The following is a 21,386-nucleotide window of genomic DNA, read 5'->3' as shown; positions in this document are numbered from 1 at the left end:
TAGACGGTCGTCTTTTCTATTACTATCTATATAAAGGGGAAAGGGGACACAAAGTTATACAAGTGTTGCGGCATAAATAAAAGTAGTAAGAAGAAGAGAGCCGCTTGCTAGTCCTAAAAAATCTAATTTGTTAAAAGTGATGTTGTTCATTATGCATTCTCCTTACTTGTTTAATGTAGTAGCAACAGCTTTTGCGTCGATAAGAGTGGATAATACCATGCCCATTGTATTCATAAAATTGTTTGATTTCATTTTGTTCATCATATAGATCCGCTCCTTTTCGATTAGTTGTTGCCCTGTTTCTGACTTAATTGTATGAAATATTGCGCAGAGCTACTATCGAATTAGCTTACAGGAAAATTACACTTTTGTAAGAAAAACGAATGAAGGTGTAATGATAAGAAGATTTGACATATGTTCATGTGATTCATTAAGTTAAAAGTAGAGGTGAGTGTATGGCTAATATTAAAGATATTGCAAAGATGGCTGGGGTTTCAGTTACGACTGTTTCGAGGGTGTTAAATGATCATCCATACGTAAGTGAAGAAAAAAGGAAAGTTGTTTTAGAAATAGTTGAGAAATTGAATTACTCACAAAATGCAAATGCTGTTCATTTATCAAAAGGGAAAACGAATATTGTTGGTGTGATTTTACCGTATATTAATCATCCGTGTTTTGATGCGATGGTAGGTGGAATGATGGAGGTGGCGTTAGCTCATAATTACAGGGTGCTACTTTGCCAAACGAATTACAATAAAAAAGAAGAGATGAAAAGTTTACATATGCTAAAAACAAAACAATTGGACGGTCTTATTATTTGTTCTCGTGCGAATGATTGGGAAACAATCGAGCCTTATGCTTCCTATGGGACAATTGTTGCTTGTGAAGATAATGATATTTCAAATATCTCAAGTGTATATACAAATCATTCAGCAGCTTTTCAATTAGGAATGAATTATCTTATTGAAAAAAGTTATAAAAAAATCGGTTATTGTACGGGAAGAAAGTTAGGGCCAAGTAGTCAAAAGCGTTTTGATGTTTATAAACAGCAATTGCAATCTATAGATGAAGAAGTTAATGAAGAATGGATTTTTACAGAATGCTTTACATTAGAAGATGGTGTAAGAGTGGCTCATAAGTTAAAGGAGATGCAAGATATCCCGGAAGCGTTAATAGTAGCGGGAGATGAAGTTGCGATTGGGATTATGACAGAAGTTGAAAAATTAGGTATTCAAGTTCCTGAGGATTTGGCGATTATTGGCTTTGATAATCAACCCATTTCACAAGTGTTACAGTTGACAACTATTGATCAAAATTTAAAGGAGATAGGTAAAACAGCTTTTGAAATGTTTTATCGACAAGTAAGCGATGAGAATTTTTCTAGACAAGAAAAGGTGGAAATTCCGTATGAACTTGTGGAGCGTTCTACAGTTTAGCCTTAATCCGTTATGTGTATAATCGCATAACGGATTATTTTTTTTGAAATGTCTTTGACAGGAAACGCGTTTCATACTTTATAAAAGAGTTACACCGGTCTGTAATAATCCATGGATTCTTTTCGAGTGTTAAAACAATGAATAGAATTTGGAGGAATATGCATGAATGAACTTTTATCGAGTATGAAAAAGTATGTAGAGGATGACGAAGAGATTTTAGCCTTTATGGTAGGGATATTTGAGAAGGATAATTTTACGCTATGTTATCAACATGGAATTTTTGCTGCCACTACTAGACGTCTCCTCTTTTACGGGAAATTTCCGTACTATCCCGCAATATTTAAAGATTACTCATATTTGCATATAGATGACATAGATTTCCGTCCATGTTTCGAGTTTACTTGTAATCATGAAACCGTTAGAGCTAAGTATATTCAGAAAGGGAATGTGGAGCAATTTGTTCGTGCAGTTAGAGCAAATATGAATAATTAATCACCCCTTTGTTTAAACATAATATCATGGTCATTATGAGAAAGAATGCGTAATAAAAACCACTTCTAAACCTCTAGGAGATAGTGATACAATGTCAAATGGGGGGAGGGATGAACTATGGTTAATCAACGTATAAAGGAAATCGCATTAATTACAATCGGTTCATTACTATTTGCAATTGGTATTAATTACTTCGCAATTCCAAACCGTTTATCAGAGGGTGGAATCATCGGTTTAACGGTTGTTACTTATTATTTATTTGATTGGTCACCAGGAATTGTGAACTTTGGTTTGAATGCAATTTTATTAGCTGTAGGTTATAAATTTTTTGATAAGAAAACGATGGTTTACACAATTATAGGTATTGTGGAAACATCTTTGTTTTTATATGTTACAGAACATATCGAATATCAAGTGAATAGTGATACGTTACTAGCGGCTTTATTCGCTGGTGTATTTGTAGGTGTTGGATTAGGATGTATGTTCAAAGCTGGAGGTACATCAGGAGGATCAGCAATTTTAGCTCGACTAGCAAATCAATATTTAGGTTGGAGCGTTGGTAAAGGCGTACTTATTATTGATATCGTTGTAATTGCGGGTTCTGTATTTATAATAGGACAAGAAAAGGCAATGTATACACTTGTTGCTGTATTCATCGGAGCGAAAGTAATTGATTTTATTGTAGAAGGAATGGATACAAAGACTGCTGTTACGATTATTTCGAATCAACCAGACTTAATTCGTGAGGCTATTACGAAAAACATGACACGTGGTGTTACTGTATTAGAAGGACGCGGCGGATATACTGGTAAAAATAAAGAAGTATTATATGTCGTTATTAATAAACAAGAGCTTGTTAAGTTAAAGCAAGTTATTGGCCGAGTTGATGAAGATGCCTTCGTTGTCATTCACGATGTGCGTGATGTACTTGGCGGTGGCTTTAAAGCAAGCTAAAAGATGAACGAGAAAATTCGTTCATCTTTTTTTATTCTTACAAAAATGTAAGGGTAATGTAATGGGATTGAATGGTAGATCAAATTCCTGCTCTTTAGAATGGATGTATAAGTATTCTGCAGAGGAGGAAAATCAGTATCATGAAGAAAAAAATGATTACTACTGTAATAGCTATGGTAGCGATAGTAGTAGTATTACTACCTACGAAACTTGGGCCAGTTATTGATAAATATAATCCGCTTTATACGACGAAAGAATACTATACAATTGTGGATACGATTGGTCAGCATGTCGGTGACGAATGGTATGAATATGAATTTATTGCATTTGATGAACGTGGAAGAGAACAAAAAATAAAGAAAACGGTTAAACATATGTTAAAGAGAGACGAAGCGTTAAAGGTGTTCGCAAAAGGGCGTTACGGTGAGTCAATTGAAGAGATTGAGACTACAAGAATTCCTATAAATGCGAAGAGTAAACTTTTGGCGATGAGATAGTAAAATATACCCCCATCTATTTTTTGTCGAAATGAAAAATACTAGACGGGGGTATTTATTTGGTGCATAAAAAAATGCCCTAGTTCATATGAACTAGGGCATTTTTTATATAAAGGGGAAGGGGACACATTGCAGTAGCAAAAATGAAAGTATAAGAAGATTGGGTTACTAGCAATGTAATTTGGTTATGTGAGTATTCTTCTTATTTGGCTTACTTTCTAACCTTATTGTACGAAACATAAGTAAGGGAAACTATCGAATTACATTACACATATCTTACAAACATGTAAGTATCCTGTAATGTAATTCGATAGTTAGAAGATAGTGAATATAATATATTATAACTAGAAAGTCTCACTGTATTACTTTCTGTTTGTAATGTTAATGAAGAATGAAAAACCAACTAATTTTTAATAGACCTCATCTTTATTTAGATGGGGTTCTTTTTTTAACCTTACAACATTGTAAGGTTTACGTAAGTTAATTCGATAGTAATTTTGTCATATTTTTTGCATAATAGATACAAATAGATAAAAAATAATTAGGGATATAGTAAGAAGGGAGAAAACTGGGATGCGTAAAGAAGAAGTAGTGAAGTTTCCAATTAAAGATTTCTGTAGCTACTTTACTGTTGCTGTAGTATGTATTGGATTATTTGATATAATAACAAATTTAATTGTTAACTAATATAGATGATAAAACAAGAAGGGAGACCCTTTCTTGTTTTTTTTATGGGGGCATAAAGATGAAATGGATTGATAGCCATATACATGTTGATCAATATAAGAATGAAGAGAAAAGTAGATTACTTATAGATGTGGAAAACAGTAAAGAGATACAAGGGCTTATTGCAGTGTCTATGAATTATCAATCATGCCGAGAAACTCTATCTTTAGCAAAGCGATATCCTTTTATACATCCAGCAATAGGTTTTCATCCGGAGCAACCGATTCATAAAGAGGAATGTGAGCACATTTATAAATTAATTGAAGATGATTTTGAGGAAATCATTGCGATTGGTGAAGTGGGACTCCCATATTATTTAAGGAAAGAAGATGAAAATATTGCTCTAAATCCATACATAGCAGTATTGAAAAGATTTATAGAACTAGCTAGTAAATATGATTTGCCAATTGTATTACACGCAGTTTATGAAGATGCTGACATCGTATGTGATTTACTTGAGGAATATAAAGCTTCACGTGCACACTTCCATTGGTTTAAAGGAAGTGAAGCGACAATGAAACGGATGATGAGGAATGGTTATTATATTTCTATCACACCGGATGTTTTACATAAGGAGAACATTAGAAAGATCGTTTCGTATTATCCTTTAAAATATATGATGGTGGAGACAGATGGGCCATGGGAATTTCAAAAAGAAGTTATGACGCACCCAAAGATGATTCGAGAAGTGCTAAAAGAAATCAGTATTATAAAAAATATATCCATTGATAAGGTTGCAGAAATAATATATGAAAATACAATTCAATTTTACTTGAAAGGATAGGAGAGTTATTCTTATCCTTTTTATTATGGATATTTCTTCTAATATTTTCTATAATTTATGTTGTGTTTAATTAGATGAAGGAAGTAGGGGGAGAAAATGGGGAAAGCATATAAAAAGATAGCTATTACGATTATGACCGGGGCGCTTTCGCTTGTAATGTTTGGGTGCGAATCAGAAAAAAAGGCGACAAATACAAACGTAGCGCAAGAAAATAAGGAAGAAAAAATTGATCCATTAATTGAAAAACAGATGAAAGAAAATAAAAAAAATGGGAATACGGTTGGGAATAATTCTAACAAAGGAAAAATGGCAGAGAGTAATGGATGGATTTACTATGCGGTAAATGGTGATAAAAGTACAGGAGGCATTTATCGTACGAAGGATCAATTTCAAACATCAGAGCATGTAGTAAAAGGTGTGAATGCTTCTTACATAAATATAAAAAACAAATCTTTATATTTTATTCATACGGATGAAGAGGGAAATGCGGGAGTATCTTCTTTAATGAAGTATGATATATCTTCTAAAAAGCTGGACACGTTAAAAGCAGATACAAATTATGTTTATATAAAAGAACAAACGTTATTTTACCCGAAAAAGTATTCTGAACATGGTGGTTTTGATATTGTAGGGATTGTAAAAATGGATTTGAAAACAGGACAAGAAGAGGAAGCTGCATTTAAAAACTCTGGCTGGTCTCAAACGATAGACGATAGTATTCTACATTGGAATAAAAATCGTGGAACACAAGTGACAAAAGACAATCAAACTTGGTCAAAAGAAAATTATGCAACAATATCTAGTGCGACTTATAATAATGAAAAATTATACGCTGCTGTGGATTTTTCGTTACCTTTTGAAGCAAATCAGGCTGAGCATGGTATATATGAGATAGACACTCAACAAAATAATGAAAAGTTATTGGTAAAGGATGCCTTGCAGATGAATGTAAAAGGTGATACTTTTTATTACTTGAAAAATGATGGAGTGTATAAGAAGAAAATTAATGGTGGAAATGAAAAGGTAATTTATAATAAAGCGATCGAACCAACTAAATCCTATTTATATTTTGTAGCAGGAGATATGTATCTCTATACGGATAATGGAACTATTATGAATCTAGATACAAAGAAATCAAACGAAGAAAAAGATAAGAAGTTAGCGGATTCTGTTATGTTAAAGAAAGTATTAAATGCGCAAAAGGAACTTACTAATATTCAAATAGCGGCACTAACAGGAAGCCCAAAACGAATGGGGAATTTCTCATATGGAGAATTAGTGAATCCTACTTATAATACGAAGGCTGCTTTAGAGGCTACGTTATCTACGTACTTCTCAAAACCATTTGTAGCAGAATATATGAAGAGTGAGTATATTAAAGAATTAAATGGAACGATGCATTATGTTATTGGAGATCCAGGGGCGAAAGCGGGGACTAAATATACAAAAATTCTTTCAGCCCAGTTAAAGGACGGCAAGATAGAAGCGCAGGTAGAAACATATAACGATTATGATAATGTAACGGAAGAAGTAGAAGTAGAATTTATTTATGAGAATGATCAATGGGTTGTTAATAAAATGCCACGTTTCGATTTAGGTTAAAAAAAACACCAAGCATCTCGCTTGGTGTTTTTTTTATGACTCTAATTTTTTCGCACGTCTTAATAATAAAAGAAAGACAATTATAATGAACCCAATTATAAGGAAGAACCCATATTGTTTTATATAATCAATTATGTCCTTCGCACTTGTTGGCTGTTCAACGTGAATGCCGTCTTTATTAGTAGTAATATGAATATCTTTCATTTTTACTTCATTCGTTTCTTTTTGTAAATCAATCCACTCTATGTTTGGAATACTTTCTAGTTCTTTTAATACTTCTTTTAATGGTTGAACACCTAAGTAAGGGTGATAAAATGCACCGATAATTCCATCGGATAATTTTTCGACAGATAAAGCACGTTCTTTCATTTTTGCTATAGCTTGTGGCGTATCTTCTTCAATAAAGCCAACAGTTTCAGGGATTAATTTCATCCCATGTAAAAATGAAGGTGTACTTATATAAGCCGGTGAGTGCATTGATTTCCAAGTTGTATCGTTTAGTTGTATTTGTCCTACATAAGTTGAAAAATATTGTGATAGTATTTCATATCCTTTTTGAGACATTGTATAGTGCGGAGCTTCAAAGGCAACTGGATATAATTTCGCTTCTACAAGCTCTGTAATCCCTTTTTCAATATGATCTTTAGTATATTTTTCTTCGAAGGATTTTCCCTTTTCTACGTATTTATTATATTCTTCTGTAGACTGAAAATCTTCTTTTGTCTTTGGTTTTTCATGGTTCGGTTGACGAATGGGTTGATCTGTTTTTACATCCCAAAATTCAAAACCTTCGCCAGTTTCACTATCATAAAACTGGTGGGTGTAACCATGCATAACGATGGAAGCGCCGTTATCTTGCATAAAGCGTAAAACATTGACTAATTCAGAGTTATCCTTTAAATGTACTGTTTTTCCTGTGTTGGGATCTTTGTAAACAGGGATAACGGTAATCATATAAGGAAGTTTTTTCTCTTTTAGTAATTCAGCAATTTCTTGTAATTGCGTTACATCTATAGCTGGGTGAACGTCTTCAAGACGTAAATAAGCTGAAGTTTTATTTGTCATAGGCTTCTGTTCGAAGTAAGAAAATAACATTTCACCGACGTAATGGGACATCCAATCAAAAAGGTTCGGAGTTGCGACATAATACGATGTTCCTTGCTGAATGATTAACGGGTGAGTGCCACTTGAATTTAAAGCATTAGCAAGAACTGTGCCTCTTGTTTCAACCCTCTTCATTAAGCGTTCTTCATGTAATTCATTTTTTAACTGGTGAGTCGGATATTCTATAGTTTGAATTCGTATATCGGTTTCTTTCGAGGTAATGAAAGAAAAACGATTAGATAATTGTTCAACATTTTGTCCTAAAACTAATACTGGACCTGAGAAGTTTTCTAGAAATTGTTTTGCTTCAGTAGAAAGACCTTCTTTTTTCTCTCCGATATAAACAATATGTGTATAAGAGGATGCGTTAGTGGTTTCATTTACCTCTTTTAAACTTTTTACTGTTATATCATTTGTGAAATGTCCTAACTGAGTATTAAGGATTTGTACATTGTTTGTAATTTTGTTGTCTTCTGTACTATACAAAATAAGTACTTTTGGCTTGGATGATGTTTGCGCAGATGTGTGTATAGGAATGAGTAGTAAAATGCTAAAAAAGAGTAGTAGGAATTTTTTCATTTATATATGCTCCTAGTCTATATAGAATTCAATTTACAATTATATACAAAAAATAAGTTGTAGTCCATGTAAGTTACATTTTTATACGTATTTACCAACTGTTTTTTCGCAAAATCGGTCTAAAGCATGATGATAATACCTATAGTTATTTGCTATGATGAAAGAGTAAGAGAATGATAGAATGCAGGTAATTGTAAAGGGAAGGCTGAAAGGGGACAAATTTCAGCGGAGAAAGAGGTAGAGGTAGTGAAGAAATTCTTTGTAGGATTTTTAGTTGTTCTTGGGGTGTATTTATATTTCCAAGGAAAGTCTGAAGGAATGGATAAACTAATGAATGAGACAAGCTATGTTGATTCAGAGGAAGCAAAACAGATGAAACAAATTATTATAGAGGAAGCAAAGAAAGTAAACCTTCCAGAATGGATACCTCTTACAATTGCCGAACATGAAAGTAGGTTAGATCCAAGAAGTATTGGAGATAACGGAACTTCATTCGGATTGTTTCAATTGCACCGCGGCGGTGGGCTTGCACCAGATCATTTAACTGATGAAGAGTTGAAAGATCCGCGTACAAATGCGCAAATTGCAATGCCGCATTTAATGAAAGGGTATAAACGCGGGGTGCAAAAAGGTTTGACTGATTTTGCATTACTGAAATATATAGCGAATACATCTGGATGGCCAGGGAACTTAGGACCAGAGTGGACGGATAACAATATGAAGTATAACATCGGATTAGAGGATGTATATTATCGAAATAAAGGTGTAATCAAAGAGTAGGGTTTCGATACCTACTCTGTTTTTTTATGAATAATTTCATCCTTTTCTCTCATGAAATACTGCGCTAATTGTATTTTCACATCTTCTAGTTTTGTAGAAACTTGAGGTATTTTATATCCTACATACAACGGTGAAACTACAAACCTAGGAACAACCTTACAAATGATTTTTCCATTTAGGTGATAGAAGAATAAGTTATAACTACTACATCCTTTGTGGAAATCTGTCAGTATGTAACGTACAGTTTGCTGAATATAATTTGCCATTTCATCTATACATGCAATATCTTCAATGATTATGTTAAATTCAGTAAAGCCGATAATAGGACGCTCTGAAATGTTGAGTTCAATGCGTTCATTTTTTTGAACAATTACCCCTTGGAAATTTGCTTCATCAATATTTTCAAGATAGTCTACATGTTTCATTCCGATAATTTGCATGTGTGCATGGTGCAAACTTCCACCTGAAAATGGACCATGATTTTTGTATAAAATCACAGATGCAAATTCGTCGTTATTCTGTAAGTTTAACCAATGGTGAATAGAGAAACGAATTAGTTTTCGCATATGTTCTTCTGTATATGTTCCGATATGATCTTCACAATTATCTGTTTCGATTAGCACGGTTTGAAAGGTATCCTTTAATGTAGGGAATTTATTTTTCAACCAAATAATAGAGTCCTCAGTTGCTAAAATATCCGTTAAATTTTCTCTGTCACAAAAAGGACATGCGGAGCTTCTATTCCGAATGCTTTCTGGTTTTTGTTTACCGATATCGTTTAAGAAATATAGTTGTTGTGTATCCATTTGTATATATGCCCCTTTAAAATATATGTAAAAATCCCGCTTAATACATTCGGGAAAAGGAGAAGAAAATCCTTTAAAGGGAATAGGGAAAAATAAAAGACACGATATCCTCATTGCAATAGGGTACCTTGTCTTTTATTTTTTCTTTAATAGTGTGTATGGATAATATAGAGCATTTTTATTTTGTTTCTTTTTTCTATTTTTTATTGTGTATAAGGCAATTGCTGTACTTGCGATTACAATAATGGCTTTCTTCATATTCATATACCCCTTTTTATTGTTGGTTTAATTCTTGGCTAACTGCTTTTGCATCGATTAAAGCGTGTAAAACCATTTTTACCATATTCATCATATTCCTTCACTCCTTTTTATAATTCGTTTAGTTCTTTTACAACTGCTTGTCCGTTCACTAATACCTCAAAGATTGCTTTTACGATTTCTTTCATCATGATTGTTTCCTCCTTTATTTGTCTCTCTTGTTTGCATCTTTATTGTATAGGGAGGCGTCTTTTCGTACTATCGCTTTCCATTACGTGAACATAACAGTGTTGTAAGATTTGATGTCACTTATTGAAATGTTTAGTCTATCTTCATTATTTTCAGAAAAATGACTATTCAAACATGGAATGGGAAAGTATAATAAAGAAGTAAGTATTAAATTCCGTACGAAAGGGGTGAATGAGATGAAACGTTCTTTAGCTGCGCGTGCCAAATTTTTAGATTATATCTACTTTTGTCGTGCGATTTTTCATGATGTAGTTGTTAACGGGATACGTATGCCCTTTTTTAACAATTGCATAGTAGCTATTGAACGATAGAAATCTCTTCACCCATTTTTGATAAACGTGTGAAAAGGGAGCTATGTGGCTTCCTTTTTCTATGCCAAAAACCATGGGGAATGTTTCTTTCCCATGGTTTTTTATATTGAAAGGAGTACGGAAAATGACAATTTGTAGTGTAAATAATGTAACGAAATCTTTTGGTGGAAACATCATATTTGAAAATATATCGCTTGAAGTAAAGAATGGCGAACGTGTCGGATTAGTTGGTCGTAACGGTAGTGGAAAGACAACAATCTTTCAGCTTCTAACAGGGATGGAGAGTGTGGATGCAGGAGCCATTCATATGAAGAAAGGTATACGCATCGGTCATGTAGCACAAATTCCGAAATTCAATAATGAAGTGAATGTATATGATGTATTAAGCTCCGCTTTTAAAAAGGAAAAAGAGTTGGAGATAGAAATGCATGCTTTAGAAAAGAATATGGCGGGAGAACGGGAACCGTCTGCTTTACAAAAATTGATGGAGAGGTACGGAGTGATTCAAGAAAGATACGCGTTTCTCGGTGGTTATGAAATAGAAGCGAATATTATGAAGGTGGCAAATGGTCTACAGGTGACGGAACTATTTCCCCGATCATTTATGGAGTTAAGTGGTGGAGAACAAACAAAAGTAAGCCTTGCGTACATGCTATTGCAGAAACCAGATTTACTTCTACTAGATGAACCAACAAATCATCTGGACTTATTTGCAGTCGAGTGGTTAGAGCAATTTTTAAAAGAATATACAGGAACAGTTGTGGTCATTTCGCATGATCGCTATTTCCTTGATGAAGTTGTAACGAAGATTTTTGATTTGGAAGATGGAGAGATTCACGTGTATCATACGAATTATTCTCAGTTTGTTGAGGAAAAGGAAGAAAGGCTGCTTCAAGAATTTCAAGCGTATCAAGAACAGCAAAAGAAAATAAAGAAAATGAAAGAAGCAATTAAGCGCTTGCGAGAATGGGCAAATCAAGCGAATCCGCCGAATGAAGGATTGCATAAGAGAGCGAGAAATATGGAACGTGCATTAGAGCGCATAGAGAAACTAAAGAGACCCATTTTGGATAGAAAACAGATGGGACTTCAGTTTGAAGGGCAAGAGAGAAGCGGGAAAGATGTTGTTGTAATGAAAGAAGTGAGTAAAGGATTTGCTGAACGATCTTTATTCGAGAAAGTAAATTTGCATATTCGTTTTCAGGAGCGCGCAGCTATCGTTGGACGTAATGGTACAGGAAAGACTACGTTATTAAAATTACTACTAGAAGAAATGCAGCCAGATGCTGGTGAAATTCGGATTGGTAGTAGTGTGAAAATCGGTTATTTATCGCAACATGCGTACGGGAATATGAAGAACAATGTATTGGAAGCTTTCAGAGATTGTGTAGCTGTAACAGAGGGAGAAGCAAGACATATATTAGCTAGATTCTTATTTTACGGACCTGCTGTGTTTAAGAAGGTGGAGCAACTTAGCGGTGGGGAAAAAATGAGGTTGAGGCTAGCACAACTTATGTATCAAGATGTTAACTTTCTTATTTTAGATGAACCGACGAATCATCTTGATATTGAATCAAGGGAAGTTTTAGAGGAAGCCCTTGAACAATATAACGGGACGATTTTAGCTGTTTCACATGATCGTTATTTCTTAAATAAATTATTTGAAAAGACATATTGGATTGATGAGCACAAATTATTTGAGTTTGCAGGGAATTATGCATGGGCTCGTCAAAAATGGGAAGAAAGAATTGAGAAACAAGTAGTAAAACAGAAACAGCAAGGGAGTAAAGCGGTAGAAGTAATACCTATAAAAAAGAAAAATTCTAGGGATTTAGAGGAAGTTGAAAACGAGTTGATGCATATAGAAGAAGATATATATGCACTTGAATGTAAAATGGAACATGTAGTTGATGTTGAAATGCTTGAACAATTGTATGAAGAAAAAACGAAAAAAGAGTTTTTACGAGCGGAGTTATATAATGAGTTAGAGAATATTGTGGAGTAAAGAAGATGGAATGAAAAAGAGCAAGTTGTTTTCTCATATTTTGAGGGAGGGCTTGCTTTTTTTTGTGTAACGAAGGGATAAAAATTGGTATAATTTTCTTGTTGTCATGATAAGAAAATGAGCTTTATGCAACGAAAACGTGAGGAGAATTTTATGTTAGGATACGCGCGGATTGCTACAATCGTTATGATTTGTTTCGTTTACGTAAATCATGTTTCACGTGAAACAGCAAATTTACAAATTTTTGTCGGCATTGCACTTTTCATTTATATTGTGAATCATATTTTGCTTGTAAAAGAAAAAGAGAGTAGGAAACTCATTTTTTATACCTTGCTCGCAAACGGTATTGTCACAGCATTATTAGGTTTTTTATTTCCCGAGACGTGTTTGTATTTAATTATATTTGGAATTGATGCGGTAGGATTATTTATTCATGATTGGCGTAAAAGTATGACTTATTTTTTTATCGCTTTTTTCTTTCTTTGTTGGTTTATAAATATAATGCATACGTACCAACATACAGGGAGTCTGGAATTGGAGAGTAACGCAATTAACTTTATGTTCATCGTTTTCAGTGCTTTAGCTGGAAACTTAATAAAAAAACTTACGGCTGCTCGGCAAATGGTAGATGAGCAATATGGGGAATTAGCATTATCTCATACGGCTTTAAAAGAGGCACATGAACAATTACGGCTATATGCTAAAGAGGTAGAAGAATTAACTGCGGTTCGAGAGAGAAACGATATTGCCCGAGAAATTCATGATACAGTTGGTCACAATATGACGGCCTTACTTGTCCAATTACAACTAGCGGAAGCTTTATGGAAACAAAAATCGGATGCTACGGAAGAGGTTTTACATACATGTCATGGGTTAGCTAGAAAATCACTTCAAGAAGTGAGAGCTTCTGTGCATGCCTTAAAAGAGGAAAGTAAACTAGGGAATATAATAGAGAATATGCGAGAAATGTTACATGGATATTCTAAAGCGACGAAAGTACAAGTATCTTTTCAATTACAAGGGGATCCGGTTGTGATTCCGTTGTCATTACAGCCTACGTTGCTTCGTATTATGCAAGAGTCGTTAACGAATGCAAAACGTCACGGGAAAGCTAGTTTATGTGAAGTAAGTTTAGTTTGTTCAGCGGAACAAGTTAAGTTATGTATTTCTGATAATGGTATGGGAGTCAATGAAGTAAGCCCTGGGTTTGGGTTACTTAATATGAAAGAACGTGTAGAGGAGCATGGTGGAATCATTCAATTTGAGAGTGAAATAGAAAAAGGGTTTCGCCTAAAAGTCGAATTCCCACTCCGAGAAAAAACATGGATAATAGGGGGAGCGTTATGATTCGAATTATGATTGTTGATGATCAAGCACTGATTCGTGATGGATTGGCAATGATATTAAATTTGCGTCCGGAACTGGAAGTGGTGGGGACGGCTAGTGATGGGGATGAAGTCGTACAAAAGGTGAAACAATTACAGCCTGAACTTATTTTGATGGATATTCGGATGCCTCGTATGAATGGTGTTGAAGGAACTCGTTTAGTTAGAGACAAATTTCCTCATATAAAGGTTCTTATGTTAACGACTTTTAGTGATAGTGAGCTTATTTTTGAAGCATTAGAGCAAGGGGCGAGCGGATATTTATTGAAGGACATGGAGACGGATGCAATCGTTCAAGCCATTTTAACGGTACACGGTGGAGGTGCTGTGCTTCCTCAAGATATAACAGCACAAATTGTAAAGGAATTAAAAAAGACAAAAGTAGCAGTAGAGTGCTCCCCGCCAGAACAACTAGAACAATTAACTGAGCGTGAAGTAGGTGTTTTAAGGGAAATTGGGCTTGGTTTAAATAATAAAGAGATTGCTGAAAAGTTATTCATTACAGAGGGAACTGTAAAGAATCACGTTTCTAATTTGATTAGTAAGCTAGAACTGAGAGATCGAACACAAGCAGCAATATACGCAGTAAGATATGGTGTTACGACATACACATGACTTTTGGCATATATAAGTGTGAAAAAGTAGCGGAATTTGCTGCTTTTTTATTTTGGATTTCTATCTCAAGGGTGATGGAGAGAAGAAGAAATTTTTCTACAATGAAAGTGTAGATGAATGCAAAGGGGCTGAATCAATATGTTAGTCATAGATCATATTACGAAATCATTTGGCAAGAAGGAAATCGTAAAGAATGTTTCTTTTGAAGTGAAAAAAGGTGAAACATTTGGATTACTTGGACCAAATGGAGCGGGGAAATCAACGACGATATCAATGATTTGCGGGTTAATTCCATACGATAGTGGTGATATAAAAGTTGGTGGAAAATCTGTAAAAGAGTATCCATTAGAAGCGAAAAAGAAAATCGGTATTGTCCCGCAAGACATTGCGCTGTATCCGACACTTTCAGCAAAGGAAAATTTGGTTTTTTGGGGAAAGATGTACGGTTTAAATGGAAAAGTTGCAAAAGAGCGGGCAGAGGAAGTGTTAGCTTACGTCGGTTTACAGGACCGGGGGAAGGATAAAATTGAAACATTTTCAGGTGGAATGAAACGGCGTATTAATATTGGCGCAGCACTTATGCATGAACCAGAGCTATTAATTATGGATGAACCGACAGTCGGAATTGATCCACAATCGAGAAATCATATTTTAGAGACTGTTAAAAAATTAAACGAAAAAGGCATGACAGTCATTTATACGAGTCATTACATGGAAGAAGTTGAATATTTATGTGAGCGAATTGCCATCGTTGATCATGGAAAGGTAATTGCACTAGGAACGAAAAGAGAGTTATGTAATCGTCTAACAGATGGGTTTATGGTGAAATTACAATTAAATCGCTATAGTACGGAATTGCTGCAAAAACTGAAGGCGCTATCTGTTGTTGAGCGGATTATTGTTGATGAAGATACTGGCACGATTGATATTGGACTAAATGGTGGCGAGGCAGTTGGCATAGTTGTTTCAGAAGTTGTTGAAAACAAAGCTCAAATTTTAAAACTGGAAGTAAAAGAACCGAATCTAGAGGCACTCTTTTTACAATTAACAGGACGTTCACTTCGTGATTAAGGAGGGAGTACGAGATGAAAAGTTTCATTATTGCATGGAAAGATTTAAAAATCCGTTTAATTGATCGGCGCGGATTTATGATGATGTTAATTATGCCGCTTGTATTAACAGCCATTTTAGGTTCAGCGTTAAGTAATGTATTTGATAGTGGTGGACTACCGAAAACAGTAGTTGGTTATTATCAAGAAGGAACGGATGAGTTTGCAGATGTCTTTCAAAAAGACGTATTACAATCTAAAGAAATAAAAGATGATGTGAAAGTAAAGGTAGCTAACTCTCGGGAAGAGCTTGAAGATATGTTAAAGGAAAAGAAAATAGATGTAGGAATTGTCATCCCAAATAAATGGAGCGAACAAGTGCAAGATGGGAAATTAAAAGAACCAAAGGTGCTTATAGACCCATCCAAAGATATACAAGCGAAAATTGCTGAATCAATGATTCGTTCTTTTTCAGAACGTGTTCAAACAGTCGCAGTATCTACTAAAAGTGTTGTAACAGAATTAGCGAAATCTCAGCATGGTGATGTAGCACAAGTTGCAAAAGAAGTAAGTGGAAGTTTACAGACGATAGCAACTGCAAGTGTGGATAACATCCAAAAAGGAACGATAGGTAAAAAAACAGTTGCAGCGATGCAATATTATGCAGCAGCAATGTTAGTCATGTTTTTACTATATAACATAACAGTAGGTGCAAAGTCAGTTGTAACAGAGCAACGAACTGAAACGTTGGCGCGTTTGTTCAGTACACCGACGAGCTCATTTTCAATTTTATTCGGGAAGTTTTTAGGTACATTACTATTTGCCTGTATACAATTTGGAATATTTATAGTTGCTACAAACTTTATGTTTCATGTGGAATGGGGCGAAGATGTGTCTCAAATAGTAGTGTTGGGAATTTCTTATGCAATTTGTGTTTCTGGTTTATCTATGTTAATCGCAGCTTTTATTCGTGAGGAAAAAACGGCAGATTTAATGGGGGGAATCGGTATTCAAATACTAGCTATATTAGGAGGATCAATGTTACCGATTTACGTATTTCCCGATACACTTCAAACAGTTGCGAATATTGCTCCGAATAAATGGGCACTTACGAGCTTCTTAAATATTATGTCGGGAACATCTTGGGATGTGCTATTCCCTGTCATTTTAAGTTTATGTAGTGCAGGAATTATCTCCGTTATGATTGGAACGTTACGTTTACGTACGAGATAGGAGGGGAAATGATGAAGAAGGTTTGGGCACTTTGTTGGCTAGAATTAAAACAAATTTTAATTAAGCCACAAAGTTATATACTCATGTTTGGAATGCCTATTATTTTCACACTCATTTTCGGTGGACTTTTAGGCGGAAGTGGGAATGAGAAAGTAAATGTTAGTTTAGTAGATAAGGATGGTTCTGTATTATCTGGCAAGTATTATGAGGAAATAAAGAAAAGTGATTTAATTTCTATAGAAAAGGTAACGTATAGGGAAGGGACACAGAGGATTGAAGACAAGAAATCATCTGGTATAATCATCATTCCGAAAGATTTTCAAAAGAGTATGCTAGATGGAAAAGTAGAAAATATTCAATTTCAAGCCAGTGCTGATTTTACGGGTGGAACTTCTGTAGAGCAAGTATTAGCAAGTGCATTAAAAAAGATGGAGATAGAAGTTAGTGCAGCAAGAGATTTTGAGAAGAAAAGTAACACTTCGTGGGAAACGATGTATGAAACAATTTATACAAAGATAGATCCTGTTTCGATTCAAAAAGAATCGATTTTACACGATGATCAAAAGTTAAATAACGTTACAGGGCGAGCTACAGGTTTTTCAATTCTATTCGTCATGATTGTCATGTTAAGTGCGACGGGAACTATTTTGAAAGCTAGACAACTTGGTGTTTGGTCTCGTTTATTAGGAGCACCAGTTTCAAAAGTTCAAATACTAGCAGGATATATCCTTTCCTTCTTTTTAATAGGATGGATTCAATTTGGTGTTTTAATGATATTAACGTATTCATTATTTGATGTGCAGTGGGGGAATTTGTTGGGGGTTATTACACTCGTTTCAGTATTGTTATTAGCCGCCATTGGTCTAGCTTTATTATTGGCAAGTATCGTGAAAACAACAGAACAGCAGTCTGCACTAGGTAATATCGTTGTAATTTCAACATGTATGATTAGTGGTCTTTATTGGCCAATCGAAATTGAGCCGACATGGATGCAAACGGCGGCAAACTTTGTTCCGCAAACGTGGGCGATGCGTGGCTTTACGGAGTTAATTGTAAGGGGAGGCACATTAGCAGATATAGGAGGATATATTGGTATACTCCTTTTATTTGCGGGAGTATTTTTCGTAATTGGTTTAACGAGAATACGTTATGACTGAAAAAAAGAAAGCAGAGTTACAGCTTTACGTGCTGAACTCGGCTTTCTTTTTGTGTATCTTCTTCCCTCATTGAGATTGTGATTGCAATTCCGAGCATAACGAAAAAAGCTAAAAAGAGGACGAACTTTGGGAAGAAAGGGAATAGTAATAACGCCCCGACTATCATGATTGTTAATAATACATAGTGCAGGACATATTGGAATAGGTTGTCCATATTTTCGCCCCCTTCTTGGTAGTTGATTGTTATTATTCTATGTGGGGCTATTAGGTAATAGAATGAATTTTTTGCTAAGTTTATTTAAATTAAAGATTGATCAATAATTTCGAAAGAATTCTCAAAATATTTATATAGAAATAATTGACAAAATATACTGAAAGATATAAGCTAATAACCATAAAGTCTACCGGAAAGGTCGGAATAAGATTGTTACCCCTCAAAAACATCTATTTTTTTACGTTCAAAACCGACTTTTCCGATTGGCTATAAAATGTTGCTGTGGGAGGCATACATAAGGCAAGCAGTTCATAAGTTGTAATTATTAAAAAAAGTTAGGGTGGGGACAATGAAGAAAAAAACAAAAAAATGGGCTGGTTTATTTTCAGTATTACTGAGTAGTTCGTTTGTGTTATCTGCTTGCGGGGGACAGGAGGATACGGCTTCTACAGAACCAGTGCAAAAACAGGATTTAAAAGACTCTAAGATTGAAACAATTCCAGCTACAGATAAGAAGAAAAGTCCAGAAAAAGCAAATCAGCGGAAGGACACTTTTATCACGGCTATTTCTAAGCCAGGAGGCGTTTTCTTACCATATTTCCAAGAGAATGGTTGGGATGGAAACGTAACGTCTGTTATTTTTGCATCATTAGTAACAACAGACAAACAAGGTAAACCTGCTCCAGACCTTGCAGAAAAATGGGATATTTCTGCTGATCAGTTAACATATACATTCCATTTACGTAAAGATTTAAAGTTTAGTGATGGTTCCCCTTTAACAGCGGATGACGTAGCATTCACATTAACACTACTCCATGATAAAGCATATGAAGGTGGGGTGGATATTGCTCAGTATGCCATTAAAGGTGGGAAAGAATATAAAGAAGGAAAAGCAACTTCTATTGAAGGGGTTCAAGTTGTTAATCCACAAACAATTAAAATTGTAACTGAAAAAGTTAATTCTCAGGCATTAACTGCTTTAGGTGGGTCAGTGTTATCAAAAGCTTATTATGGAAAAGATTATAAACAAAATACAAGTTTAGACTATTTAAAAGCATTATATGGGGAACCAATTGCTGCGGGACCATATAAATTTGAGAAATATGTTCCAGGTCAGGAAGTTCGCTTTGTTGCCAATGAACATTATTATGCAGGAAAACCGAAAATCAAAAACTTTATTTACAAAATAACATCAGGCGATACTGGATTCCAATTATTCCAAACAGGTGAACTGGATTATAGTGGATTTAGAGCAAATCCTGAAAATATAGAACAATTAAAAGGATTAGGTTTTGCGAATATTAATCTCGAGTCTTCTAGTGATATCGCTTATATTTATGTGAATAATAAGAAGCCATATTTGAAAGATAAGAAAGTCCGCCAAGCACTTACTTATGGGTTAGATCGTAAGAAGTATGTTGATACAGCTTTACAAGGATATGGTTCTGTTGCTAACGTACCAATTGCTCCAGTTTCGTGGGCATATACGGAAGAAGGAATTAATAAATATCCATACGACGTAGAAAAGGCTAAAAAATTATTGGATGAAGCTGGTTGGAAAGTAGGTTCTGACGGGGTTCGTGAAAAAGAAGGTCAAAAATTAAAATTAACATACTACGCATCAAATACAGGAAAAACAAATGATATCTTTATTCCAATTGCAAAAGAAAGCTACAAAGCAATCGGTGTTGAAATAAATCCAGAGCTAATGGACTTTAATACGATGCTTTCAAAAGTGGGAAAAGGTGACTATGATTTAGCAGCGGTTTCAACACCAGGAATTAGTGATCCAAGTGAAGTTGTAAGTGACTACTTATCAACTAACCCAAAAAGTGATACAGGTTATAGTAATCCGAAAGTTGATGAATTAATTGTAAAAGGCATAGAGACGACAGATATTGAAAAACGTAAAGCAGTTTATAAAGAACTGTATAAAGAGTTAAGCGATGATCCACCGGTTATTTTACTAAACTATCGTAAACTACTTTACGCTCACAATGCACGTATACAAGGCATCAATCCAGAAAAATATGATGGTATTAGTTCTAACTTACCAGTGCTATCAGTTGAAAAATAAAGATTAACTGAAATAATAGAAGACATTTTTTCATACAGCAAGGAATAAACGCTGCTTTGAAAAAATGTTCTTCTATTTTTAAGTAAATAGGATTGGGGAGACAAAAGGTGAAAACATACATCATTCGTAGGTTTCTACAAATGATTCCTACATTGTTTGGTACGTCCATTATTATCTTTTTCTTATTTGCACTCTTGCCAGGTGATTATATTGATTCGAATCCAAAGTTAACACCAGAGAGAGCTCAAGAATTAAGGGAACTGTATGGTTTAAATAAGCCGATTATTGAAAGATACTTTCACTGGCTAGGTAACGCATTGCACGGTGATTTTGGTTTCTCATTACAATATCAAGAACCAGTAACATCATTACTTAATAAGTTCATTTGGAATACATTTATTGTTGCAGTTGCAGCTTTATTTTTTACTTGGATTATTGCTCTTATAATTGGTGTTGTTTCAGCAACAAAACAGCATTCATGGTTTGATAGACTTGTAACAATTGGTGTTTTTGCTGCAATGTCATTCCCATCATTTTTTATAGGATTGTTCTTAATTAAATTATTGGCAGTTGATTTAAATTTATTACCAATTGGCGGCATGATTGATATTGGAAGTAATTCGACAGGTATCACATATATATTGGAAGTATTACGTCATATGATTCTGCCTGTATTTATTTTAACGCTTCTCGGTGTAGGGTCATTAACACGATATTTTAGAACAGGTATGTTGGATGTTGTAAGACAAGACTATATTCGTACTGCACGTGCAAAAGGGTTGAAAGAAAGAAAAGTTATTTATAAGCATGCATTGAAAAATGCAATTTTACCAGCGATTACTTTACTTGCGTTTGAATTACCAGGCTTATTTTCTGGCGCAATTATTATTGAACAAATATTTAACTGGCCAGGGATTGGAAGTATTCAATTAGAAGCATTGAACTTTCGTGATTATACAGTATTAATGGCATTTACGATGTTTCTTTCTTGTTTAACAATTATGGCGAACTTTTTTGCAGATATTGTATATGGGCTTGTTGATCCACGAATTCGACTGAAGTAAGGGGGGAAA

General features: G+C 34.6%; 21 protein-coding genes. 16 read left to right on the top strand and 5 right to left on the bottom strand.

The window, feature by feature from the left end; all coding sequences use genetic code 11:
- Positions 1–54 precede the first annotated feature (54 nt).
- Positions 55–150 (bottom strand): DUF3948 family protein, encoded by a 96-nt coding sequence (locus FT637_RS23630; RefSeq protein WP_070805086.1) that lies wholly within the window; start codon positions 148–150, stop codon positions 55–57.
- A gap of 305 nt (positions 151–455) precedes the next feature.
- On the opposite strand from FT637_RS23630, the gene FT637_RS23625 reads away from it, so the two are divergent.
- From FT637_RS23625 to FT637_RS23600, 6 genes are all read left to right on the top strand, one after another.
- Entirely contained in the window at positions 456–1,436 is a 981-nt protein-coding gene (locus FT637_RS23625; RefSeq protein WP_193648349.1) for a LacI family DNA-binding transcriptional regulator, read from the top strand.
- A gap of 162 nt (positions 1,437–1,598) precedes the next feature.
- Complete coding sequence (locus FT637_RS23620) at positions 1,599–1,928, top strand: PH domain-containing protein (protein WP_193648348.1); 330 nt, start codon at positions 1,599–1,601, stop codon at positions 1,926–1,928.
- Between the two features lie 117 nt (positions 1,929–2,045).
- Positions 2,046–2,882 carry a YitT family protein gene (locus FT637_RS23615; RefSeq protein ID WP_105587162.1) on the top strand — a complete coding sequence of 279 codons (837 nt, stop codon included), beginning with the start codon at positions 2,046–2,048 and terminating at the stop codon, positions 2,880–2,882.
- 140 nt (positions 2,883–3,022) lie between these two features.
- Entirely contained in the window at positions 3,023–3,379 is a 357-nt protein-coding gene (locus FT637_RS23610; protein WP_193648347.1) for a YxeA family protein, read from the top strand.
- A gap of 745 nt (positions 3,380–4,124) precedes the next feature.
- Positions 4,125–4,889, top strand: coding sequence for a TatD family hydrolase (locus tag FT637_RS23605; RefSeq protein WP_193648346.1), 765 nt, complete (start codon positions 4,125–4,127; stop codon positions 4,887–4,889).
- Positions 4,890–4,985: 96 nt separating this feature from the next.
- Complete coding sequence (locus FT637_RS23600) at positions 4,986–6,491, top strand: DL-endopeptidase inhibitor IseA family protein (protein WP_193648345.1); 1,506 nt, start codon at positions 4,986–4,988, stop codon at positions 6,489–6,491.
- 33 nt (positions 6,492–6,524) lie between these two features.
- On the opposite strand, the gene FT637_RS23595 is transcribed toward FT637_RS23600, so the two are convergent.
- The gene (locus FT637_RS23595) at positions 6,525–8,174 is read right to left on the bottom strand and encodes a DUF2334 domain-containing protein (protein WP_193648344.1); all 1,650 of its coding nucleotides are present in this window, start codon (positions 8,172–8,174) and stop codon (positions 6,525–6,527) included.
- Positions 8,175–8,420: 246 nt separating this feature from the next.
- Between FT637_RS23595 and FT637_RS23590 the strand changes: the two genes are divergently transcribed.
- Positions 8,421–8,954, top strand: coding sequence for a transglycosylase SLT domain-containing protein (locus FT637_RS23590; protein ID WP_193648343.1), 534 nt, complete (start codon positions 8,421–8,423; stop codon positions 8,952–8,954).
- 11 nt (positions 8,955–8,965) lie between these two features.
- Here the strand turns inward: FT637_RS23590 and FT637_RS23585 are convergent, their stop codons facing one another.
- Together FT637_RS23585 and FT637_RS23580 are read right to left on the bottom strand one after the other, a co-directional pair.
- Positions 8,966–9,874 carry a DUF4931 domain-containing protein gene (locus tag FT637_RS23585; protein ID WP_193648342.1) on the bottom strand — a complete coding sequence of 303 codons (909 nt, stop codon included), beginning with the start codon at positions 9,872–9,874 and terminating at the stop codon, positions 8,966–8,968.
- 21 nt (positions 9,875–9,895) lie between these two features.
- The gene (locus tag FT637_RS23580) at positions 9,896–10,024 is read right to left on the bottom strand and encodes a spore coat protein B (RefSeq protein WP_193648341.1); all 129 of its coding nucleotides are present in this window, start codon (positions 10,022–10,024) and stop codon (positions 9,896–9,898) included.
- A gap of 419 nt (positions 10,025–10,443) precedes the next feature.
- Here FT637_RS23580 and FT637_RS23575 point away from each other — a divergent pair, with 419 nt between their 5' ends.
- The 7 genes from FT637_RS23575 (at position 10,444) to FT637_RS23545 (ending at position 18,022) form a co-directional block, all read left to right on the top strand.
- The gene (locus tag FT637_RS23575) at positions 10,444–10,578 is read left to right on the top strand and encodes an RAxF-45 family protein (protein WP_079999070.1); all 135 of its coding nucleotides are present in this window, start codon (positions 10,444–10,446) and stop codon (positions 10,576–10,578) included.
- A 124-nt stretch (positions 10,579–10,702) separates the two neighbouring features.
- Entirely contained in the window at positions 10,703–12,583 is a 1,881-nt protein-coding gene (gene abc-f, locus FT637_RS23570; protein WP_193648340.1) for a ribosomal protection-like ABC-F family protein, read from the top strand.
- 153 nt (positions 12,584–12,736) lie between these two features.
- Positions 12,737–13,930, top strand: a complete 1,194-nt coding sequence (locus FT637_RS23565) for a sensor histidine kinase (protein ID WP_193648339.1) — start codon at positions 12,737–12,739, stop codon at positions 13,928–13,930.
- On the top strand, positions 13,927–14,583 hold the full coding sequence (locus FT637_RS23560; protein ID WP_193648338.1) for a response regulator: 657 nt from the start codon (positions 13,927–13,929) through the stop codon (positions 14,581–14,583). The genes FT637_RS23565 and FT637_RS23560 overlap by 4 nt, the downstream gene beginning before the upstream one ends.
- 138 nt (positions 14,584–14,721) lie before the next feature.
- Positions 14,722–15,654, top strand: a complete 933-nt coding sequence (locus FT637_RS23555; RefSeq protein WP_193648337.1) for an ABC transporter ATP-binding protein — start codon at positions 14,722–14,724, stop codon at positions 15,652–15,654.
- A gap of 14 nt (positions 15,655–15,668) precedes the next feature.
- Positions 15,669–16,865, top strand: coding sequence for an ABC transporter permease (locus FT637_RS23550; protein WP_193648336.1), 1,197 nt, complete (start codon positions 15,669–15,671; stop codon positions 16,863–16,865).
- Positions 16,866–16,876: 11 nt separating this feature from the next.
- Positions 16,877–18,022 carry an ABC transporter permease gene (locus FT637_RS23545; RefSeq protein ID WP_193648335.1) on the top strand — a complete coding sequence of 382 codons (1,146 nt, stop codon included), beginning with the start codon at positions 16,877–16,879 and terminating at the stop codon, positions 18,020–18,022.
- Between the two features lie 16 nt (positions 18,023–18,038).
- On the opposite strand, the gene FT637_RS23540 is transcribed toward FT637_RS23545, so the two are convergent.
- The gene (locus tag FT637_RS23540; protein ID WP_193648334.1) at positions 18,039–18,236 is read right to left on the bottom strand and encodes a hypothetical protein; all 198 of its coding nucleotides are present in this window, start codon (positions 18,234–18,236) and stop codon (positions 18,039–18,041) included.
- Between the two features lie 349 nt (positions 18,237–18,585).
- Between FT637_RS23540 and FT637_RS23535 the strand changes: the two genes are divergently transcribed.
- Entirely contained in the window at positions 18,586–20,313 is a 1,728-nt protein-coding gene (locus FT637_RS23535) for an ABC transporter substrate-binding protein (RefSeq protein WP_193648333.1), read from the top strand.
- Between the two features lie 107 nt (positions 20,314–20,420).
- The gene (locus tag FT637_RS23530) at positions 20,421–21,377 is read left to right on the top strand and encodes an ABC transporter permease (RefSeq protein WP_061689743.1); all 957 of its coding nucleotides are present in this window, start codon (positions 20,421–20,423) and stop codon (positions 21,375–21,377) included.
- Positions 21,378–21,386 lie beyond the last annotated feature (9 nt).

The organism is Bacillus cereus (assembly GCF_015071065.1).
GTDB classification, from domain to species: Bacteria; Bacillota; Bacilli; order Bacillales; family Bacillaceae_G; genus Bacillus_A; species Bacillus_A cereus_BA.
The sequence above is the reverse complement of the archived record's forward strand: the minus strand, read 5'-3'. Positions and strand labels throughout refer to the sequence as shown.